General features: G+C 70.0%; 17 protein-coding genes and 1 pseudogene. 8 read left to right on the top strand and 10 right to left on the bottom strand.

Features of this window, described 5'->3' with window-relative positions; genetic code table 11:
• Positions 1 to 3: 3 nt before the first annotated feature.
• A complete protein-coding gene (locus ABZ281_RS14570; protein ID WP_356655440.1) occupies positions 4 to 1,572 on the bottom strand; it encodes a sodium:solute symporter family protein in 1,569 nt (522 codons plus the stop codon).
• A gap of 139 nt (positions 1,573 to 1,711) precedes the next feature.
• The gene (locus ABZ281_RS14565; protein WP_356655438.1) at positions 1,712 to 2,497 is read right to left on the bottom strand and encodes an SDR family oxidoreductase; all 786 of its coding nucleotides are present in this window, start codon (positions 2,495 to 2,497) and stop codon (positions 1,712 to 1,714) included.
• An 84-nt stretch (positions 2,498 to 2,581) separates the two neighbouring features.
• On the opposite strand from ABZ281_RS14565, the gene ABZ281_RS14560 reads away from it, so the two are divergent.
• Complete coding sequence (locus ABZ281_RS14560; RefSeq protein WP_356655436.1) at positions 2,582 to 3,421, top strand: hypothetical protein; 840 nt, start codon at positions 2,582 to 2,584, stop codon at positions 3,419 to 3,421.
• Between the two features lie 36 nt (positions 3,422 to 3,457).
• Positions 3,458 to 3,889, top strand: coding sequence for a glutaredoxin domain-containing protein (locus ABZ281_RS14555; protein WP_356655434.1), 432 nt, complete (start codon positions 3,458 to 3,460; stop codon positions 3,887 to 3,889).
• A 3-nt stretch (positions 3,890 to 3,892) separates the two neighbouring features.
• Here the strand turns inward: ABZ281_RS14555 and ABZ281_RS14550 are convergent, their stop codons facing one another.
• From ABZ281_RS14550 to ABZ281_RS14540, 3 genes are read right to left on the bottom strand one after another with little or no spacing between them, the layout of a single operon-like run.
• The gene (locus ABZ281_RS14550; protein WP_356655432.1) at positions 3,893 to 4,789 is read right to left on the bottom strand and encodes an amidohydrolase family protein; all 897 of its coding nucleotides are present in this window, start codon (positions 4,787 to 4,789) and stop codon (positions 3,893 to 3,895) included.
• Positions 4,790 to 4,800: 11 nt separating this feature from the next.
• Positions 4,801 to 5,412, bottom strand: coding sequence for a hypothetical protein (locus ABZ281_RS14545; protein ID WP_356655430.1), 612 nt, complete (start codon positions 5,410 to 5,412; stop codon positions 4,801 to 4,803).
• A 4-nt stretch (positions 5,413 to 5,416) separates the two neighbouring features.
• On the bottom strand, positions 5,417 to 5,872 hold the full coding sequence (locus tag ABZ281_RS14540) for an ATP-binding protein (protein ID WP_356655428.1): 456 nt from the start codon (positions 5,870 to 5,872) through the stop codon (positions 5,417 to 5,419).
• Between the two features lie 113 nt (positions 5,873 to 5,985).
• Between ABZ281_RS14540 and ABZ281_RS14535 the strand changes: the two are divergent.
• The 3 genes and pseudogenes from ABZ281_RS14535 to ABZ281_RS14525 all read left to right on the top strand — a co-directional run bounded on the left by ABZ281_RS14535 (position 5,986) and on the right by ABZ281_RS14525 (position 7,210).
• Positions 5,986 to 6,799, top strand: a pseudogene (locus ABZ281_RS14535) (helix-turn-helix transcriptional regulator).
• Positions 6,796 to 6,990 carry a DUF397 domain-containing protein gene (locus ABZ281_RS14530; RefSeq protein WP_356655426.1) on the top strand — a complete coding sequence of 65 codons (195 nt, stop codon included), beginning with the start codon at positions 6,796 to 6,798 and terminating at the stop codon, positions 6,988 to 6,990. The pseudogene ABZ281_RS14535 and the gene ABZ281_RS14530 overlap by 4 nt, the downstream one beginning before the upstream one ends.
• 25 nt (positions 6,991 to 7,015) lie before the next feature.
• Positions 7,016 to 7,210, top strand: a complete 195-nt coding sequence (locus tag ABZ281_RS14525) for a DUF397 domain-containing protein (RefSeq protein ID WP_356655424.1) — start codon at positions 7,016 to 7,018, stop codon at positions 7,208 to 7,210.
• Here ABZ281_RS14525 and ABZ281_RS14520 read toward each other — a convergent pair.
• From ABZ281_RS14520 to ABZ281_RS14510, 3 genes are all read right to left on the bottom strand, one after another.
• Positions 7,207 to 8,058 carry an ABC transporter permease gene (locus ABZ281_RS14520; protein ID WP_356655422.1) on the bottom strand — a complete coding sequence of 284 codons (852 nt, stop codon included), beginning with the start codon at positions 8,056 to 8,058 and terminating at the stop codon, positions 7,207 to 7,209. The genes ABZ281_RS14525 and ABZ281_RS14520 overlap by 4 nt on opposite strands.
• Positions 8,058 to 8,906 carry an ABC transporter ATP-binding protein gene (locus ABZ281_RS14515; protein WP_356655441.1) on the bottom strand — a complete coding sequence of 283 codons (849 nt, stop codon included), beginning with the start codon at positions 8,904 to 8,906 and terminating at the stop codon, positions 8,058 to 8,060. The genes ABZ281_RS14520 and ABZ281_RS14515 overlap by 1 nt, the downstream gene beginning before the upstream one ends.
• A gap of 262 nt (positions 8,907 to 9,168) precedes the next feature.
• Positions 9,169 to 9,447: a GlsB/YeaQ/YmgE family stress response membrane protein gene (locus tag ABZ281_RS14510; protein ID WP_356655420.1), complete on the bottom strand. Its 279-nt coding sequence runs from the start codon at positions 9,445 to 9,447 to the stop codon at positions 9,169 to 9,171.
• Positions 9,448 to 9,594: 147 nt separating this feature from the next.
• On the opposite strand from ABZ281_RS14510, the gene ABZ281_RS14505 reads away from it, so the two are divergent.
• Positions 9,595 to 10,107, top strand: a complete 513-nt coding sequence (locus tag ABZ281_RS14505; RefSeq protein WP_356655418.1) for a DUF2165 domain-containing protein — start codon at positions 9,595 to 9,597, stop codon at positions 10,105 to 10,107.
• Here ABZ281_RS14505 and ABZ281_RS14500 read toward each other — a convergent pair.
• Positions 10,100 to 10,660 carry a hypothetical protein gene (locus ABZ281_RS14500; protein ID WP_356655416.1) on the bottom strand — a complete coding sequence of 187 codons (561 nt, stop codon included), beginning with the start codon at positions 10,658 to 10,660 and terminating at the stop codon, positions 10,100 to 10,102. The genes ABZ281_RS14505 and ABZ281_RS14500 overlap by 8 nt on opposite strands.
• A 111-nt stretch (positions 10,661 to 10,771) precedes the next feature.
• On the bottom strand, positions 10,772 to 11,770 hold the full coding sequence (locus ABZ281_RS14495; RefSeq protein ID WP_356655414.1) for a glycosyltransferase family 2 protein: 999 nt from the start codon (positions 11,768 to 11,770) through the stop codon (positions 10,772 to 10,774).
• A 123-nt stretch (positions 11,771 to 11,893) separates the two neighbouring features.
• Here ABZ281_RS14495 and ABZ281_RS14490 point away from each other — a divergent pair, with 123 nt between their 5' ends.
• Together ABZ281_RS14490 and ABZ281_RS14485 are read left to right on the top strand one after the other, a co-directional pair.
• Positions 11,894 to 12,364, top strand: coding sequence for a GtrA family protein (locus tag ABZ281_RS14490; RefSeq protein ID WP_356655412.1), 471 nt, complete (start codon positions 11,894 to 11,896; stop codon positions 12,362 to 12,364).
• An 18-nt stretch (positions 12,365 to 12,382) separates the two neighbouring features.
• The gene (locus tag ABZ281_RS14485) at positions 12,383 to 13,792 is read left to right on the top strand and encodes a hypothetical protein (RefSeq protein ID WP_356655410.1); all 1,410 of its coding nucleotides are present in this window, start codon (positions 12,383 to 12,385) and stop codon (positions 13,790 to 13,792) included.
• Positions 13,793 to 13,869: the final 77 nt, after the last annotated feature.

Raw genomic sequence — 13,869 nt, 5'->3', positions numbered from 1 at the left:
GGGTCAGTCCTTGGCGGTGCGGACCACATCGTCCACCGGGCCGGCCGGTGCCGGGATCGTGGCCGCCGCCGTGCCGTCGTCGTCGGTGTTGATGCGTTCGATGACCGCCAGCCGCTCCGGGGTGTCCTCCGGCCGGATGTAGCCGACGAGGATGTACAGGACCAGCGACACCGCCAGCGGGATCGACACCTGGTACTGGAGCGGCACGCCGCCCTCGACGTTCCAGTCGACCGGGTAGTTCACCAGCCAGAACGCGAGCAGGCCCATCGACCAGCTGACCAGGGCCGCGGTGGGGCCGGACCGGCGGAACGCGCGCAGCAGGCCCAGCATCATCGGAATCGCCATCGGGCCCATCAGTCCGGCCACCCACTTGATGACCACCGTGATGATGTCCTGGAAGGCGGGCGAGTTGACCTGGGTCGCCGCCGCCATGGACAGGCCGAGGAAGACGACCGTGGCGACACGGGCGACCCGCAGGCCCTGGCTCTGGTTCCAGGCCCGGGCCCTTGCCCAGATGACCGGCGCGCAGTCCCGGGTGAACACCGCCGCGATGGCGTTGGCGTCGGAGGAGCACATGGCCATGGTGTGCGAGAAGAAGCCGACGATGACGAGCCCCAGCAGGCCGTGCGGCAGGAGCTGTTCGGTCATCAGGGCGTAGGAGTCCGAGCCGTCCGGCTTCTGCGACTCGATCAGCAGCGGCGACATCCACATGGGGAAGAACAGGACCAGGGGCCAGACCAGCCAGAGGATCGCCGAGAGGCGGGCGGAGCGCTCGGCCTCCTTGGCGTTCGGCGTGGCCATGTAGCGCTGGGCCTGGTTGAGCATGCCGCCGTTGTACTCGAAGAGCTTGATGAAGAGGAAGGCGAGCAGGAACACCGTGCCGTACGGTCCGACGAGCGGCTTCTCGTGGCCCTGGAGCTCGGGCGAGTCCCAGACGCCGAAGAAGCCGCCGTGGTCGTCGAGGCGTACGAACACCGCCACGAACATCGCGACGCCGGCCAGCAACTGGATGATGAACTGGCCGAGTTCGGTCAGCGCGTCCGCCCAGAGGCCGCCGATCGTGCAGTAGATCGCCGTGATGCCGCCGGTGATGAGGATGCCCTGGTTGAGGGAGATCCCCGTGAAGACGGACAGCAGGGTGGCGATGGCGGCCCACTTCGCGCCCACGTCCACGATCTTCAGCAGCATCCCGGACCAGGCCAGCGCCTGCTGCGTCTTCAGGTCGTAGCGGTTCTTCAGGTACTCCAGCGGGGAGGCCACGTGGAGCCGGGAGCGCAGCCGGTTGATGCGCGGCGCGAACAGCTTCGATCCGATGGCGATGCCGAGGGCGATGGGGAAGGACCAGGTGACGAAGGACGTGACTCCGTAGGTGTAGGCGATGCCCGCGTACCCGGTGAACATCACCGCGCTATAGCCCGACATGTGGTGCGAGATGCCGGAGAGCCACCAGGGCATCTTGCCGCCGGCGGTGAAGAAGTCGCTGACGTTGTCGACGCGTTTGTGCGACCAGACGCCGATCGCGACCATCACGGCGAAGTAACCGATGAGCACGGCCCAGTCGAGACCGTTCATGTGCGCCCTCCCAGGGATCAGCCCGGCGCTCATCGTGGGCGCTGCCGCGTGGACACGACAAGTAACCGTAGGGTCAAGGGGAGGCAAAATCGTTCGGCGTGATGGCCTTGGTTCATCTACATGAACTGATCACATCAGCTCATCGCATCAGCTCCCCCGCGTTGACCAGCAACGATTGCCCGGTGATGGCTCGCGCCCGGTCCGATGCCAGGAACACCGCCGCATCGGCCACGTCCGCGTCCGTGGCCAGCTCGGGCAGCGCCACCCGCCCGGTCAGCCGCTCCAGGACGGTCGCCTCGTCCACGTCCTCCGTCTGTGCCGTGAACCGGACGTACGCCTGCACCGGCGGTCCCCACATCCAGCCGGGGAGCACGGTGTTGACCCGGATCCGGTACGGCCCGAGCTCCCGCGCGAGCGAGTACATCGCACTCGTCAGCGCCCCCTTCGACGCCGCGTACGCCGCCTGCCGCACCTGCGAGGGGGCCGCGACCGCCGACTGCGTCCCGACGAACACGACGGACCCGCCGCCCTCCTTGAGCGACGGCAGACAGGCCCGGGTCATCCGCAGCGTGCCCAGCAGGTTCACGTCGAGGACGGACCGCCAGGACTCGAAGTCGGCGTCCTCGAGGCCGCCGAAGTAGCCGTCGAGCGCGGCCACATGGACGACGGCGTCGATCCCGCCGAACCGCTCCCGCGCCACCGCCGCCAGCGCCTCGCACTGCGCCTCGTCACAGATGTCCGTGGCGCGGTACGCGGTGGACGCCCCGCCGGGGTCGAGCTCGGCGGCCGTCTTCGCCAGGCTCGCCTCCGTGCGGGCGCCGAGCACGGCACGCCCGCCGTCCCGCACGACGGCCGTCGCGACCTGCCGCCCGAGCCCGGCCCCGACCCCTGACACGACGACCGTCTTTCCCGCGAGCAGTGACATGGCAGGACCTCCCCGGACCGGACCCTGGCGTTCTATCTGACGGAGCGTCAGAGTATGAACCGGCCTCCGACGAAGGGGAAGGGCATGAGCGAGGACACCCGCAGCGAGCTGTACGCCGAACTGGCCGCCGTCGGCCCCTACGGCACCCACCCGGGGCACGCCCTCATCACCATGGTCGAGCCGCATCCCGGCCACGAGTACGCCTACAACCGCTGGTACGAGGACGACCACTACTACGCCGGTGCGATGGCCATGCCCTGGATGCAGGCGGGCCGACGCTGGGTGGCGACCCGCGACCTCCAGCTGCTCCGCTATCCCGAGAAGTCGGCGATCGCCCAGCCCGTCACCGCCGGCTGCTACCTCTCCACGTACTGGATCACCGCCGGCCGCTACGACGACCACATGCGCTGGACGGTCGCCGTCAACAAGCGCCTCAACCGGGACGCCCGCGTCTACCACGACCGCACGCACGTCCTCACGGCGTTCCAGAACCACGAGGCGACGGTGTACCGAGACGGAGCGGCCGGCCCCCGGGACGTCCACGCCCTCGACCACCCCTACGCGGGCCTGGTCCTCCAGGTCGTCGAGGCGGACACCCCCGAGCAGCGCGGGCCGCTCCTTCAGTGGCTGCGCACCCGCCATCTCCCCAAACGCCTTTCGGGCTCCCCGGCCGCGCTGGTGACGGTCTTCCGCCCCACCCCCCTGCCCGGCGACCGCATGACCTACGTGAAACAGGTCGAGGGCGTCGACACCCGTCTGACGCTGCTGTGGTTCCTCCAGACGGACCCGAGGGAGTGCTGGGACCCCTGCTTCACGGGCCTCGACGCGGCGGTGACGGAGTCGGGCCTGGGCAGGGTGGAGCTGGTGGCGCCGTTCATCCCGACGGTGCCGGGCACGGACACGTACGTGGACCGGCTGCGCTGAGGCCTACGCACGGCACGGCGGCTACCCTTCGCTCTCATGAAGCGCGCCTGGACCCTGCCGATCCTGCTGGTGCTCTGCGGAGCGGCCGGCGCGGCGGGCCTGCTCCTCGCGGGGAGCACCGCCGCGGCCGTCGTCCTGCTCCTCCTCTTCCTCCTCCTCGCGGGCGCGCACTCGCCGCTGGTCTTCCCCCGGCCCGTCGGCGCGCTGGAGGCGGAGCGGCGCAGCGCGGCCGACGGCCGGCCGGTCGTCTACTGGCGGCCGGGCTGCCAGTACTGCCTGCGGCTGCGCGTCCGCCTGGGCCGGGACGCCCGCCGGGTGCACTGGGTCGACATCTGGCGGGACCCGGCCGGGGCCGCGGTGGTGCGGGCGGCCAACCAGGGGAACGAGACCGTGCCGACCGTCGTCGTCGCGGGCCGGGCGCACACCAACCCCGACCCGGCATGGGTGCGCGAGCAACTCACCGGGTGAAGCTCACAGGGTGAAGAGTGCCGCCGCGTTGTCGTGGCACACGGCCCGGAGCCACTCCTCGCCCAGACCCAGACGCTCCAGAGCCTGGAGCTGGTGCAGGTAGGGGTAGGGGATGTTGGGGAAGTCGGAGCCGAACAGGATGCGGTCGCCGAGCGCGGCGAACCGGGGCAGGGCCTCGCGCGGGTACGGCATGAAGTCCTCGGTGAAGTCCGTGAACGCCATCGTCGTGTCCAGCCGCACCTCGTCGTACCGCTCGGCGAGGTCGAGGAACTCCTCGTACTCGGGCATGCCCATGTGCGCCACGATCAGCCGCAGCCTCGGGTGCCGCGCCAGCACACGCGCGACGGGCTCGGGGCCGGTGTACTTGCCGGGCGCGGGCCCGGAGCCGCAGTGCATCACCACGGGTATCCCGGCCTCGGCCAGCACGCCCCACGCCGGGTCGAGACACGCGTCGGCCGGATCGTACGCGCCCACCTGCACATGTGCCTTGAACACGCGCGCCCCCGCCTCCACGGCCTCACGGACGTACGTCTCCACCTCCGGCTCGGGGTAGAGGGTGGCGGTGTGCAGGCAGTCGGGGGTGCGGCGGGCGAAGTCGGCGGCCCAGCCGTTCAGCCACCCGGCCATGCCGGGCTTGTGCGGGTAGAGCATCGAGGTGAAGGCCCGCACACCGAACTCCCGCAGCAGTGCCGCCCGCTCTTCCTCGGCCTTCCGGTACGTGATCGGCCACTCCAGCCCGCCGACCAGCGGCCCGTTGGTGTCGAAGTAGTCCCACACCTTGTCCAGCACACGCTCCGGCATGAAGTGGGTGTGGACGTCGATCAGCCCGGGAAGCCCGAGCCGGCCCCAGAACCGGCGGACCTCACCGGCCTCCTCGGACGCCCTGCGCTGCTCAGTCATGCCGATCTCCGTCACGGGGTGCGGTCCTGCTCCCCGAAGTCGCGGAGCAGGGCGGTGGAGTCACCGTAGTAGGAGGGCACCTCCACCGTGTGATCGGCCGCGGAGTCCTCCGTCACACCCAGGTCCCGGCGCATCGCCTCACGCATGGCGGCGATCAGCGGCCAGACGCCGTGCTGCGCCTCGGCGGCCGCCAGCAGGGTCTCGCCGGCCCGCGGGTTGTCCTGCTCCAGGCGCTTGACCTGGCCGTAGACGCGGTTCAGGGCGCCGTTGACCTCCCGGGCCGGGGCGACCACCCCGTCCGGCGCGATCATCAGCGCCTCGGACCAGCGGTCACGGTAGGTGTCCTTCGCGGATTCGAGCGTCTGGATGTCCTCGTCGCCGGGGGCGCGGTCGCGCAGGACGTACAGATGCCTGCTGAGCGCCGTGCAGAACTGTCGCGCGTCACGGTGCAGCTCCGTATAGCAGCTCCGCCGCAACTCCCGGCCCTCGCGCGCCTCCTGGAGGTCCCGCGCCATCTCCAGTTCACGCCGCTTGGCCTTCTCGGCGCCGCGCTGGGTGAGCAGCGCACCCCCGAGCGTCCCCGCCACACCGGCCACGGCAATCAAGACCGCCCCTAAGTCCATGGGATCACCCTAGACCGTGCGACCCGGGCAAGTTCCTCTGGTCCGGGGCCAGTTCCGCCCACACCGTCTTGCCGTGGGCCGGCGCCTCCACGACCCCCCAGCGGTGCGCGTACGCCGCGACGATCAGCAGCCCGCGCCCGCCGTCCGCGTCCTGCGCGACCGGCCCCGGGAGCCGTGGGATCCGGTCCCCCCGGGCGTCGGTGACCTCGATACGGAGCGTGCGGTCGGCGTACAGCCTCAGCGTGAGCCGGAAGTCCCTGCCCGGGACGCACCCGTGCAGCACCGCGTTCGACGCCAGCTCGGCCACCACCTGCCGGGCGGCCTCGTACGCCTCGCCCCACTCGTCGAGTTGGCGTTCGACGAGCAGGCGGGCCAGTCGAGCACCTCTTCGAGTGGTGGAGAGCTGGATCGCGAAGTGGCGTACGGGGGTGCTGATCCCGGCGAGGAATTTCTGACTCATGTCACCCAGCGTGGCCGCCCCTCCCTACTCTGAACAGCGACGACCCCGGTACGGAGCGTGACTGTCCGGACGCGTGACGGGGTCGTACGGCTCGTACGTCAGGAGGGGAAGGCGTGGAGGACGAGGAAGCGGCGGCCGTGCTCAGGACGGTCGGACGGCAGATCAAGATGTGGCGTGAGGCCGCGGGGTTGAGGCAGGCGGAGTTGGGGTCGGCCATCGGGTACGGGGAGGAGATGGTGTCGTCCGTGGAGCGGGCGCGCCGCGTTCCCAAGCCGGACTTCCTGGACAAGTCCGATGAGGTCCTGAATGCCGGGGGGAAGCTCTCCGCGATGAAGGAGGATGTGGAGAAGGCTCGGTATCCGAAGAAGGTGCGGGACCTGGCCAAGCTGGAGGATGACGCCGTCGAGCTCGGCGCCTACGACAACCACCAGATCAACGGGCTGCTCCAGACCCCGGAGTACGCACAGGCGTTGTACGCCATGCGGCGGCCGGCCTTCACAGAGGACGAGATCGAGCGGCACGTGGCCGCGCGCATGGCACGCAAGGCCGTGTTCGATCGCGTGCCGCGAGCACTCATCACGTTTGTCCAGGAAGAGTCGACGCTGCGGCGGCCGATCGGGGGCAGAATGGTGCTCCGCCAGCAGCTTTGAACACCTGCTGGAGGTGGGGAAGTTGCGGCACGTGTCGATCCAGGTCATGCCGACGGACCGGGAGGACCACGCGGGTATGGCAGGTCCGTTCGGGGTGCTGAAGCTTCAGGAGGGCAAGGCGCTTGGACACTTCGAGGCCCACCTGCACAATCGCGTGATCAGCAACCCTCGGGACGTCCAGATCCTGGACATGCGCTATGGAATGATCCGGGCGCAGGCCCTCTCGCCTCGAGAGTCCCTGGCCTTCATTGAGAAAGTTCTGGGAGAAGAGACGTGACCACTGAACTCGGCTGGTTCAAGAGCAGCTACAGCAGCAATGACGGTCCTGCTTGCGTCGAGGTCGCCATATCCGCCGCCCCTCACTCCACCACGATTCACATCCGCGACTCCAAGAACACGGCCGGCTCCCGCCTGGCATTCACCGACGCCGCCTGGTCCGAGTTCCTGCCGTTCGCGGAGGGACGTTGATCTCCGCCACCCACAGCTCTCCTACATGACCACCACTCCGCTGACATGGTTCAAGAGCAGCTACAGCGGCAACGACGATGCCGATTGCGTCGAAGCCGCCATATTCCAGCTCCCCCGCCCCACGATCCACATCCGCGACTCCAAGAACATGGCCGGCTCCCGCCTGGCATTCACCGGCGGCGCCTGGTCCGAGTTCCTGGGGTTCGCGGCGGGGCACTAACCGACCCGCTGCATCGCCTTCCGGTGCCGCTCCGCCATCGCCGCCCCGGACTCGCGGCGGGCCATCCTGCGCAGCACGGACGGTGCGAGGAGCAGCCCGGCGACCGACCAGGCGCCCAGTGCGGCAGCCGTCTCCAGGTGCCGCCAGGACGTGCCGATCTCGGCGGCGACCGCGTCGGCCGGCAGCAGCGCGGAGCGGAGACCGAGACCGACCCAGTAGACGGGGAAGATCTGCCCGACGGTCCGCAGCCACTCGGGCAGTTCCGACAGCGGGAAGTAGATCCCGGAGATCACGACGAGTCCCATCACCGGGAGCATCAGCAGCCCGACGGTGCGGGGGCTGCTGACGAGTGAGCCGATGACGGCGCCGATCGGCAGGGTGGCCAGGAGACCCAGCGGGATCACCCACACCAGCGTCAGCAGCGCTCCGCCGCCCTGCCGGGCGACCCCGTCCACCAGGAACATACCGACGGCGAAGGGGAGCGCCATGGAGGCCAGGGCCGTACCCGACACCATGATGATCTTGCCGACCAGGTGACCGACCATGCCGTGGGGGACGGCTTTGGCCCGCAGCAGCGTGCCGTCCTCCCGCTCGGTCGCGAGCAGTTGCGCCGTGGTCATCATCCCGGTGAACGCGAGCGTCATGCCGAGCATGCTCGGCAGCATGAACGCGCCGGTCGAGATGCCCGCGCCTTTCAGCGGGTCGTCCTTGAGCAGGAACAGCGGCACCATGAGCAGGACGGTCCAGAGCACGTACCCGAACACGTCCTGGCCGGTCGTGAACGTCTGCCGAAGTTCCGTCCAGCCGCGCCGGGTTCCGGCTGCCGCCGCGTACCACACCGGGCTCATCACGATCCGTCCCCCGCCTCGAGCTCTCGCACCATCGTCAGGTAGGTGTCCTCCAGGCTGGCCCGGCGCACCTCCAGCCCTCCGATCGCGTCTCCGTGCTCCTCGAACAGCCGGCGGACGAAGCGGGTGGGCTCGGCCGTCGCCTCCTCGAAGGGCCGCCCGTCGAGTGTCCAGCGCACGGTGGCTTCCGCCGACGCCTGCCGGGACAATTCCTCGGCCGAGCCGTCGGCCACGATCCGGCCACCGGCCAGGATGAGGATCCGGTCGGCGAGCTTCTCCGCCTCGGCGAGGTCGTGCGTGGTCATCAGAACTGTCGTGTTCTCGTCCGCGAGTCCGCGTACCAGACCGTGGAACTCGTTCCTGGCCTCCGGGTCCAGACCGGCCGTCGGCTCGTCCAAGAACAGCAGCTCGGGCCGGCCGACGATGCCGATGGCCACGTCGAGACGTCTGCGCTGCCCGCCGGACAGCGTTCCGGCCCGCTTGTCGGCCTGCCCGGTCAGCCCCACCGCGGCGAGGAGTTCGTCGACGTCCCAGGGGCGCCGTATGAGGTCGGTGGAGTACGGCGCGTAGTACGAGCCGAGGTGGGCCAGCAGTTCCCGCACCCGCCACTTGCCGTGGTCCCGCCAGGACTGCAAGACGATGCCCAGCCGCGCACGCCAGCGTTCGTCCCCGCGAGCGGGATCGGTGCCGAGGACGGTCACGTCACCGTCCGAGCGCATCCGGAAGCCTTCCAGGACCTCGATCGTGGTCGTCTTGCCGGCGCCGTTCGGTCCGAGCAGCACGACGACTTCGCCTCGCCGGGCCGTGAAGCCGACGCCGTTCAGTACGTCCGTGATGCGGTAGCGCATCCGCAGATCGCGTACATCGATGACGGTGTCGCCGCCCGGTGCCGGGCCGGTCCCCGCCTCGGATAAGACGTGAGTGGTTGTCAACGGTGTTCCCCCGTCTGGCGCCAGCGTGAGCCGCTTCTATGACGAACACATTACCGAAGGGCTCAGGGCTCCGGTGGCTCCAGACATGCCAGGAGCCGCCCCATCGATGGAGGCGGCTCCGAGAGCAGGGTCGTCGTCCGCAGGGCGCTCAAGTGCCACAGGTGTGGACGTCGACCGGTCAGGCGTGACGGTGCGAGCGCCGGTTGCCGGTGACGACGCGGTAGAGGGCGAGCAGGATGAGGGAACCGACGATCGCGGCGACCCATGTGGAGATCTCGAAGAACCCGTCGATGGAGTCCACACCGAAGATGACCTTGCCGAGCCAGCCGCCGAGCAGACCACCGGCGACACCGATGAGCATGGTGATGATGATGCCCCCCGGGTCCTTGCCCGGCATCAGGGCCTTGGCAATCGCACCCGCGAGCAGCCCGATGATGATCCAAGCAATGATGCCCAAAATGCCTCTCCGCTTCGCCGTATAAGGATTTTGTTAGTTCATCGAGTGCACCGAAACTCCTCAACCAAACGCCCTCTTCGCGGTCGTCACTGTCGCTCGATGGTCACCGGGTACACCGGAGGGCCACACGTGGAGAGAATGATCGGCATGGCCACCACTTCAACTTCACGCGGCACGCTGTCGCTCGCCGCCACCCTGCTCACCGCGACCATCGCCCTCTACATGGCGCTCGTCGCCTTCGGGAACATCACCGACTTCGGGACCAACCAGCAGTTCGTCCGGCATGTGCTGGCCATGGACACCACGTTCAAGGACGAGGACCTGATGTGGCGGGCCGTCACGAGCCAGGGGCTCCAGGACGCCGCCTACGTCGGGATCATCGTCTGGGAGACGATCGCCGCGCTGGTCCTCATATACGGGAGCTGGCTGTGGGCCGGACGCGATGACCTGCGCGCCCGGCGGATGTCCACGTACGGGCTGCTGATGGTGATGCTGCTGTTCGGGGCCGGGTTCATCGCGATCGGCGGTGAGTGGTTCTCGATGTGGCAGTCGAAGAGCTGGAACGGGCTGGACGCCGCGACCCGGATCTTCCTGTTCAGCGGGGTCGTGCTGCTCGTCAACCAGCTGTCGTCCCCCCGGTCGGAGACCTCCGCTACTTGACCACGGTGACGGTCGTGCCGACCGTGCCGAACGCCCAGAGTGCCGTGCCGTCCGCCTTCTTCATCCGGACCCCGCCGGTTTTCCCGCCGGAGGCGGCGGGCGGCGGGGAGGCCCCGTCGACCGCGTTGGAGAAGGCGACGGAGACGCCGTCCCGTGCGGCGAAGTACATGATGTGCTCGATCTGGACCCCGTCGGAGCCGGTCGTGGCCTCGTTGCGGGACGAGATCGTGTAGCTGCCCGGGTCGGGGCTGACCGTGCCCGGCCAGACCGTGAACGTCCGGCGGGTCGCCTCGCTCGCATCCACCAGCCAGACCCGCTTCTCACCGAGGGAGTAGACGACCCGCCGGCCGGTGCCGGAGCCGTCGGGCACCCTCGCCGGGGCCGACGCCGTGGGGGTGGGCTGCACCGAGGCCGTGCTGCTCGGCTTGGCCGAGGTGGCGGTGGGATGCGAGCCCCGGTCCGCCTGCACACCCAGGACCGTCACCGCGGCTATCGCTCCCACGGTCAGCCCGGTCACCCAGGCCCACGAAGGAAGTCGGGCAGGCACCGGCACGCATCTCCTCAGTCACGGGACCCCACACCGAAAGGGGGTTCCGATCATCGTACTGCGCACCCGCTGACCCGATGCCCCACTGCCCCTGCGCCCCTGCTCCCCTCCGCTCCCTCAGGGACCGTCGGCGGTCTTGCGGACCGGGACCGGGCCCGTGCCGGCGCCGCGGGCGGCGTGGCGCGGCGTGCGGACCGGGGCCGGGTAGGAGAGGTGCACCAGCCGCGTCTGCTCCTGGCGCATGTGCATGAGCGACTCCAGGATGTAGCCCACGAGCAGCACGAGCGCCGCGATGGTCATGATCGCGGCGGCGAGGATCGCCGTGGGGACCCGGGGGACGGTGCCCGTCTCGAGGAAGTCGGCGATGACGGGGATGCCCAGGATGATCGAGACGAGGGCCAGGACTCCGGCGATGACGGTGTGGACCAGCGACGGGCGCTCGCGCCGCGCCAGGTCGAGGATGACCCGCAGGATGCGCCAGCCGTCCCGGTAGGTGCGCAGCTTGCTCTCGCCGCCCGCGGCCCGGACCCGGTAGTCCGTGAGGACCTCCGCGGTGGGCAGCCGCAGGTGCAGCGCGTGGATCGTCATCTCGGTCTCGGTCTCGAACTCGCGGGCCAGCGCCGGGAAGGACTTCACGAAGCGCCGCGAGAAGACCCGGTAACCGCTGAGCATGTCGGTCACGTCGTTGCCGAACAGGGACCTGACCGCCCCGGTGAGCACCTTGTTGCCGACCGCGTGCCCGGCCCGGTAGGCCCCGTCGTCGGTCACCCGGCGGGCTCCCACGACCTGGTCGTACGGCCCCTCGAAGAGCAGGCCCACCAGGTCGCGGGCGCGGGAGGCGTCGTAGGTGTCGTCGCCGTCGATGATGAGCAGTGCGTCGGCGTCGACGTCGGCGAAGGCGCGGCGGATGACGTTGCCCTTGCCCTTGCGGGTCTCCTCCCGGACGATCGCGCCGGCCTCCCGGGCGACCTCCACGGTGCGGTCGGTGGAGGCGTTGTCGTACACGTAGACGACGGCCTCGGGTAGGGCGGCGCGCAGGTCGCGGACCACCTTGCCGACGGCCGCCTCCTCGTTGTGGCAGGGCACGACACACGCGATCGTCGGTTCCACGACCACTCCTCACTCGACCGGTTCCGCACACCGTCAGCACCTCACACATCAGCACCTCATACAGTCGGACATAGTGCGATATGAGCGCGCCTGACCGGATGGTGTGCGCCGGGTCGTTACGCTCACCGTGTGCCGGTCCTCGACTCTGTGACGCTGCGTGCGCGTGACGCCATCAGGGGCATCTGGCGCGAGGCCGCCAAGTTCGGTGCCGTCGGGGCCCTGGCCTTCGTCGTCGACAACGGCGGCTACACCCTGCTCGTCTTCGGGCTGCCCGGCGGCATGGAGGGCGGGGTGATGGGGACCGCTCCCGTGCAGGCGTCCGTCATCGCGACGACGGCGGCCGCGCTCTTCAGCTGGGTCGGCAACCGTTACTGGACCTACCGCGGCCGGCACCGCGAGAAGGTGTCCCGCGAACTGCTGCTGTTCCTCGTCGCGAACGGGGTCGGGCTCGCCATCACCGCGGGCACGGTCTACGCCTCGCGGCATCTGCTCGGGCTGGACTCGGCGCTCAGCGACAACACCGCCCGCATCCTTGGCTGGGTGCTCGCGACGCTGTTCCGCTTCTACGCCTACCGGCGCTACGTCTTCGTCGCATCCTGAGCCGCTAATATCCGGCATATGGGACAAAAGCCAACGGTAGCGCGTGCGCAGTGCTGGGTCTGGGTTCTGGCCGCCGTCGCCGCGCTCTGCTGCCTGGCCACGGTCCTCGTCTTCGCCCCCGGGTTCCTGAGCCCCGACAGTCTCGACCAGCTCCGGCAGGCCCAGGGCAAGGCCCCCCTGACCGACTGGCACCCGCCTGTGCTGAGCCTGGTGTGGCGGGCGCTCATCGCCATGACCGGGTCGATCACGTCGATGCTCGTCCTCCAGTCCGCCGTCGTCTGGGGCGCGCTGTGGGTGCTGGCCCGGTGTGTGTGGGAGCTGACCCGCAGCCGCGGCGGGTCACTCGCCGTGCTCGGCGTGGGGCTCGCGCCCTTCGTGCTGAACTTCGCCGGGGTGGTGTGGAAGGACGTGCACACGGCGTTCGCGCTGCTCGCCGCCTGCGCGGTCGCCTTCACCGGGCTGCGGCTGCGCGACCGGGACCCGCGTCCGGCCGTGCGGTGGGCGCTGCTCGGGCTGGGAGCGCTGTTCCTGGCCTACGCCATGCTGGTGCGCAAGAACGCCTTCGTCGCCGCGATCCCGGTGTTCGTCATGCTCGTCCTCGCCCTGTGGCGCGCTCCGGGACGCCGCACGTGGCTGACGTGCACGGCCGCGCTCGTCGCGGCCCTGGTGGTGCCCGCAGCCGCGATCTCCCTGTTCGCGAAGCCCCTCGAGACGAAGCAGGGCGCGCAGATCATGCTCGACGACCTCGTCCACGTACTGACGGTGGACGAACTGCGCTCCGCGGACGTGCCGCCCGGACTGCGGGACCGGCTGGTGGCCTCGGCGCGGGAGTGCGACCGGGTCGGGGCCCTCTCGGACGCCTACTGGGCCTGCTACCAGCGCCCGGCGGACGGGCTGCGCGGGGACTCCGGCGAGATCACCTCGCTGTGGGTGCGCGAGATGAGCGGGCACGTCCCGGGCTATCTCCAGTACCGGCTGCGGCTCTTCGCGACACTGCTGTTCGAGACGGACTACGTGTACAAGGCGGGCATCACCCGCAACGACCTCGGCATCGGGGTGGCGCACCCCCGGCTGGCGGACATGCTCGGCACGTACGTCGAGGGCATGGCCGCGGACCTGCGGTGGCTGTTCCGCGGCTGGTTCTGGCTCACGGTCGCGCTGGTGCTGGCCATCCGCCCCGGCCGGGGCCTGTTCGCCATGCCCGTGCGGGTGCTGGGCATCAGCTCGGCGGCCTACATCCTCGGCTATCTGCCGATCATGCCCGCGACGGACTTCCGCTACGTGTACTGGCCCGCGCTCGCCTGCGCCCTCGGCCTGCTGCTGCTCCGGCTGGGCCGCGGCAGGACCGCACCGCCCCCCGCGGCTCCCGGCGCCACGGCCGACCGCGCCCTGCCGGCGCATCAGCCGGCGGACGCCGGAAGCCAGTAGGACGCCGGAAGCCGGTAGGGCACCGGAAGCCCGGTAGGACGCCGGAAGCCGGCAGGGCACCGGAAGCCCGGTAGGAC

The organism is Streptomyces sp. NPDC006265, from assembly GCF_040613555.1.
GTDB lineage: Bacteria > Actinomycetota > Actinomycetes > Streptomycetales > Streptomycetaceae > Streptomyces.
This window is presented reverse-complemented; position numbering and strand designations above follow the sequence as displayed.

Bases quoted from the DNA above. Each gene is read 5' to 3' on its own strand.
- ABZ281_RS14505 (WP_356655418.1), top strand. From the start codon at position 9,595: ATGGCCACCACTTCAACTTCACGCGGCACGCTGTCGCTCGCCGCCACC.
- ABZ281_RS14540 (WP_356655428.1), bottom strand. From the start codon at position 5,872: ATGAGTCAGAAATTCCTCGCCGGGATCAGCACCCCCGTACGCCACTTC.
- ABZ281_RS14520 (WP_356655422.1), bottom strand. From the start codon at position 8,058: ATGAGCCCGGTGTGGTACGCGGCGGCAGCCGGAACCCGGCGCGGCTGG.
- ABZ281_RS14515 (WP_356655441.1), bottom strand. From the start codon at position 8,906: ATGCGCTACCGCATCACGGACGTACTGAACGGCGTCGGCTTCACGGCC.
- ABZ281_RS14565 (WP_356655438.1), bottom strand. From the start codon at position 2,497: ATGTCACTGCTCGCGGGAAAGACGGTCGTCGTGTCAGGGGTCGGGGCC.
- ABZ281_RS14555 (WP_356655434.1), top strand. From the start codon at position 3,458: ATGAAGCGCGCCTGGACCCTGCCGATCCTGCTGGTGCTCTGCGGAGCG.
- ABZ281_RS14550 (WP_356655432.1), bottom strand. From the start codon at position 4,789: ATGACTGAGCAGCGCAGGGCGTCCGAGGAGGCCGGTGAGGTCCGCCGG.
- ABZ281_RS14570 (WP_356655440.1), bottom strand. From the start codon at position 1,572: ATGAACGGTCTCGACTGGGCCGTGCTCATCGGTTACTTCGCCGTGATG.
- ABZ281_RS14545 (WP_356655430.1), bottom strand. From the start codon at position 5,412: ATGGACTTAGGGGCGGTCTTGATTGCCGTGGCCGGTGTGGCGGGGACG.
- ABZ281_RS14560 (WP_356655436.1), top strand. From the start codon at position 2,582: ATGAGCGAGGACACCCGCAGCGAGCTGTACGCCGAACTGGCCGCCGTC.
- ABZ281_RS14485 (WP_356655410.1), top strand. From the start codon at position 12,383: ATGGGACAAAAGCCAACGGTAGCGCGTGCGCAGTGCTGGGTCTGGGTT.
- ABZ281_RS14525 (WP_356655424.1), top strand. From the start codon at position 7,016: ATGACCACCACTCCGCTGACATGGTTCAAGAGCAGCTACAGCGGCAAC.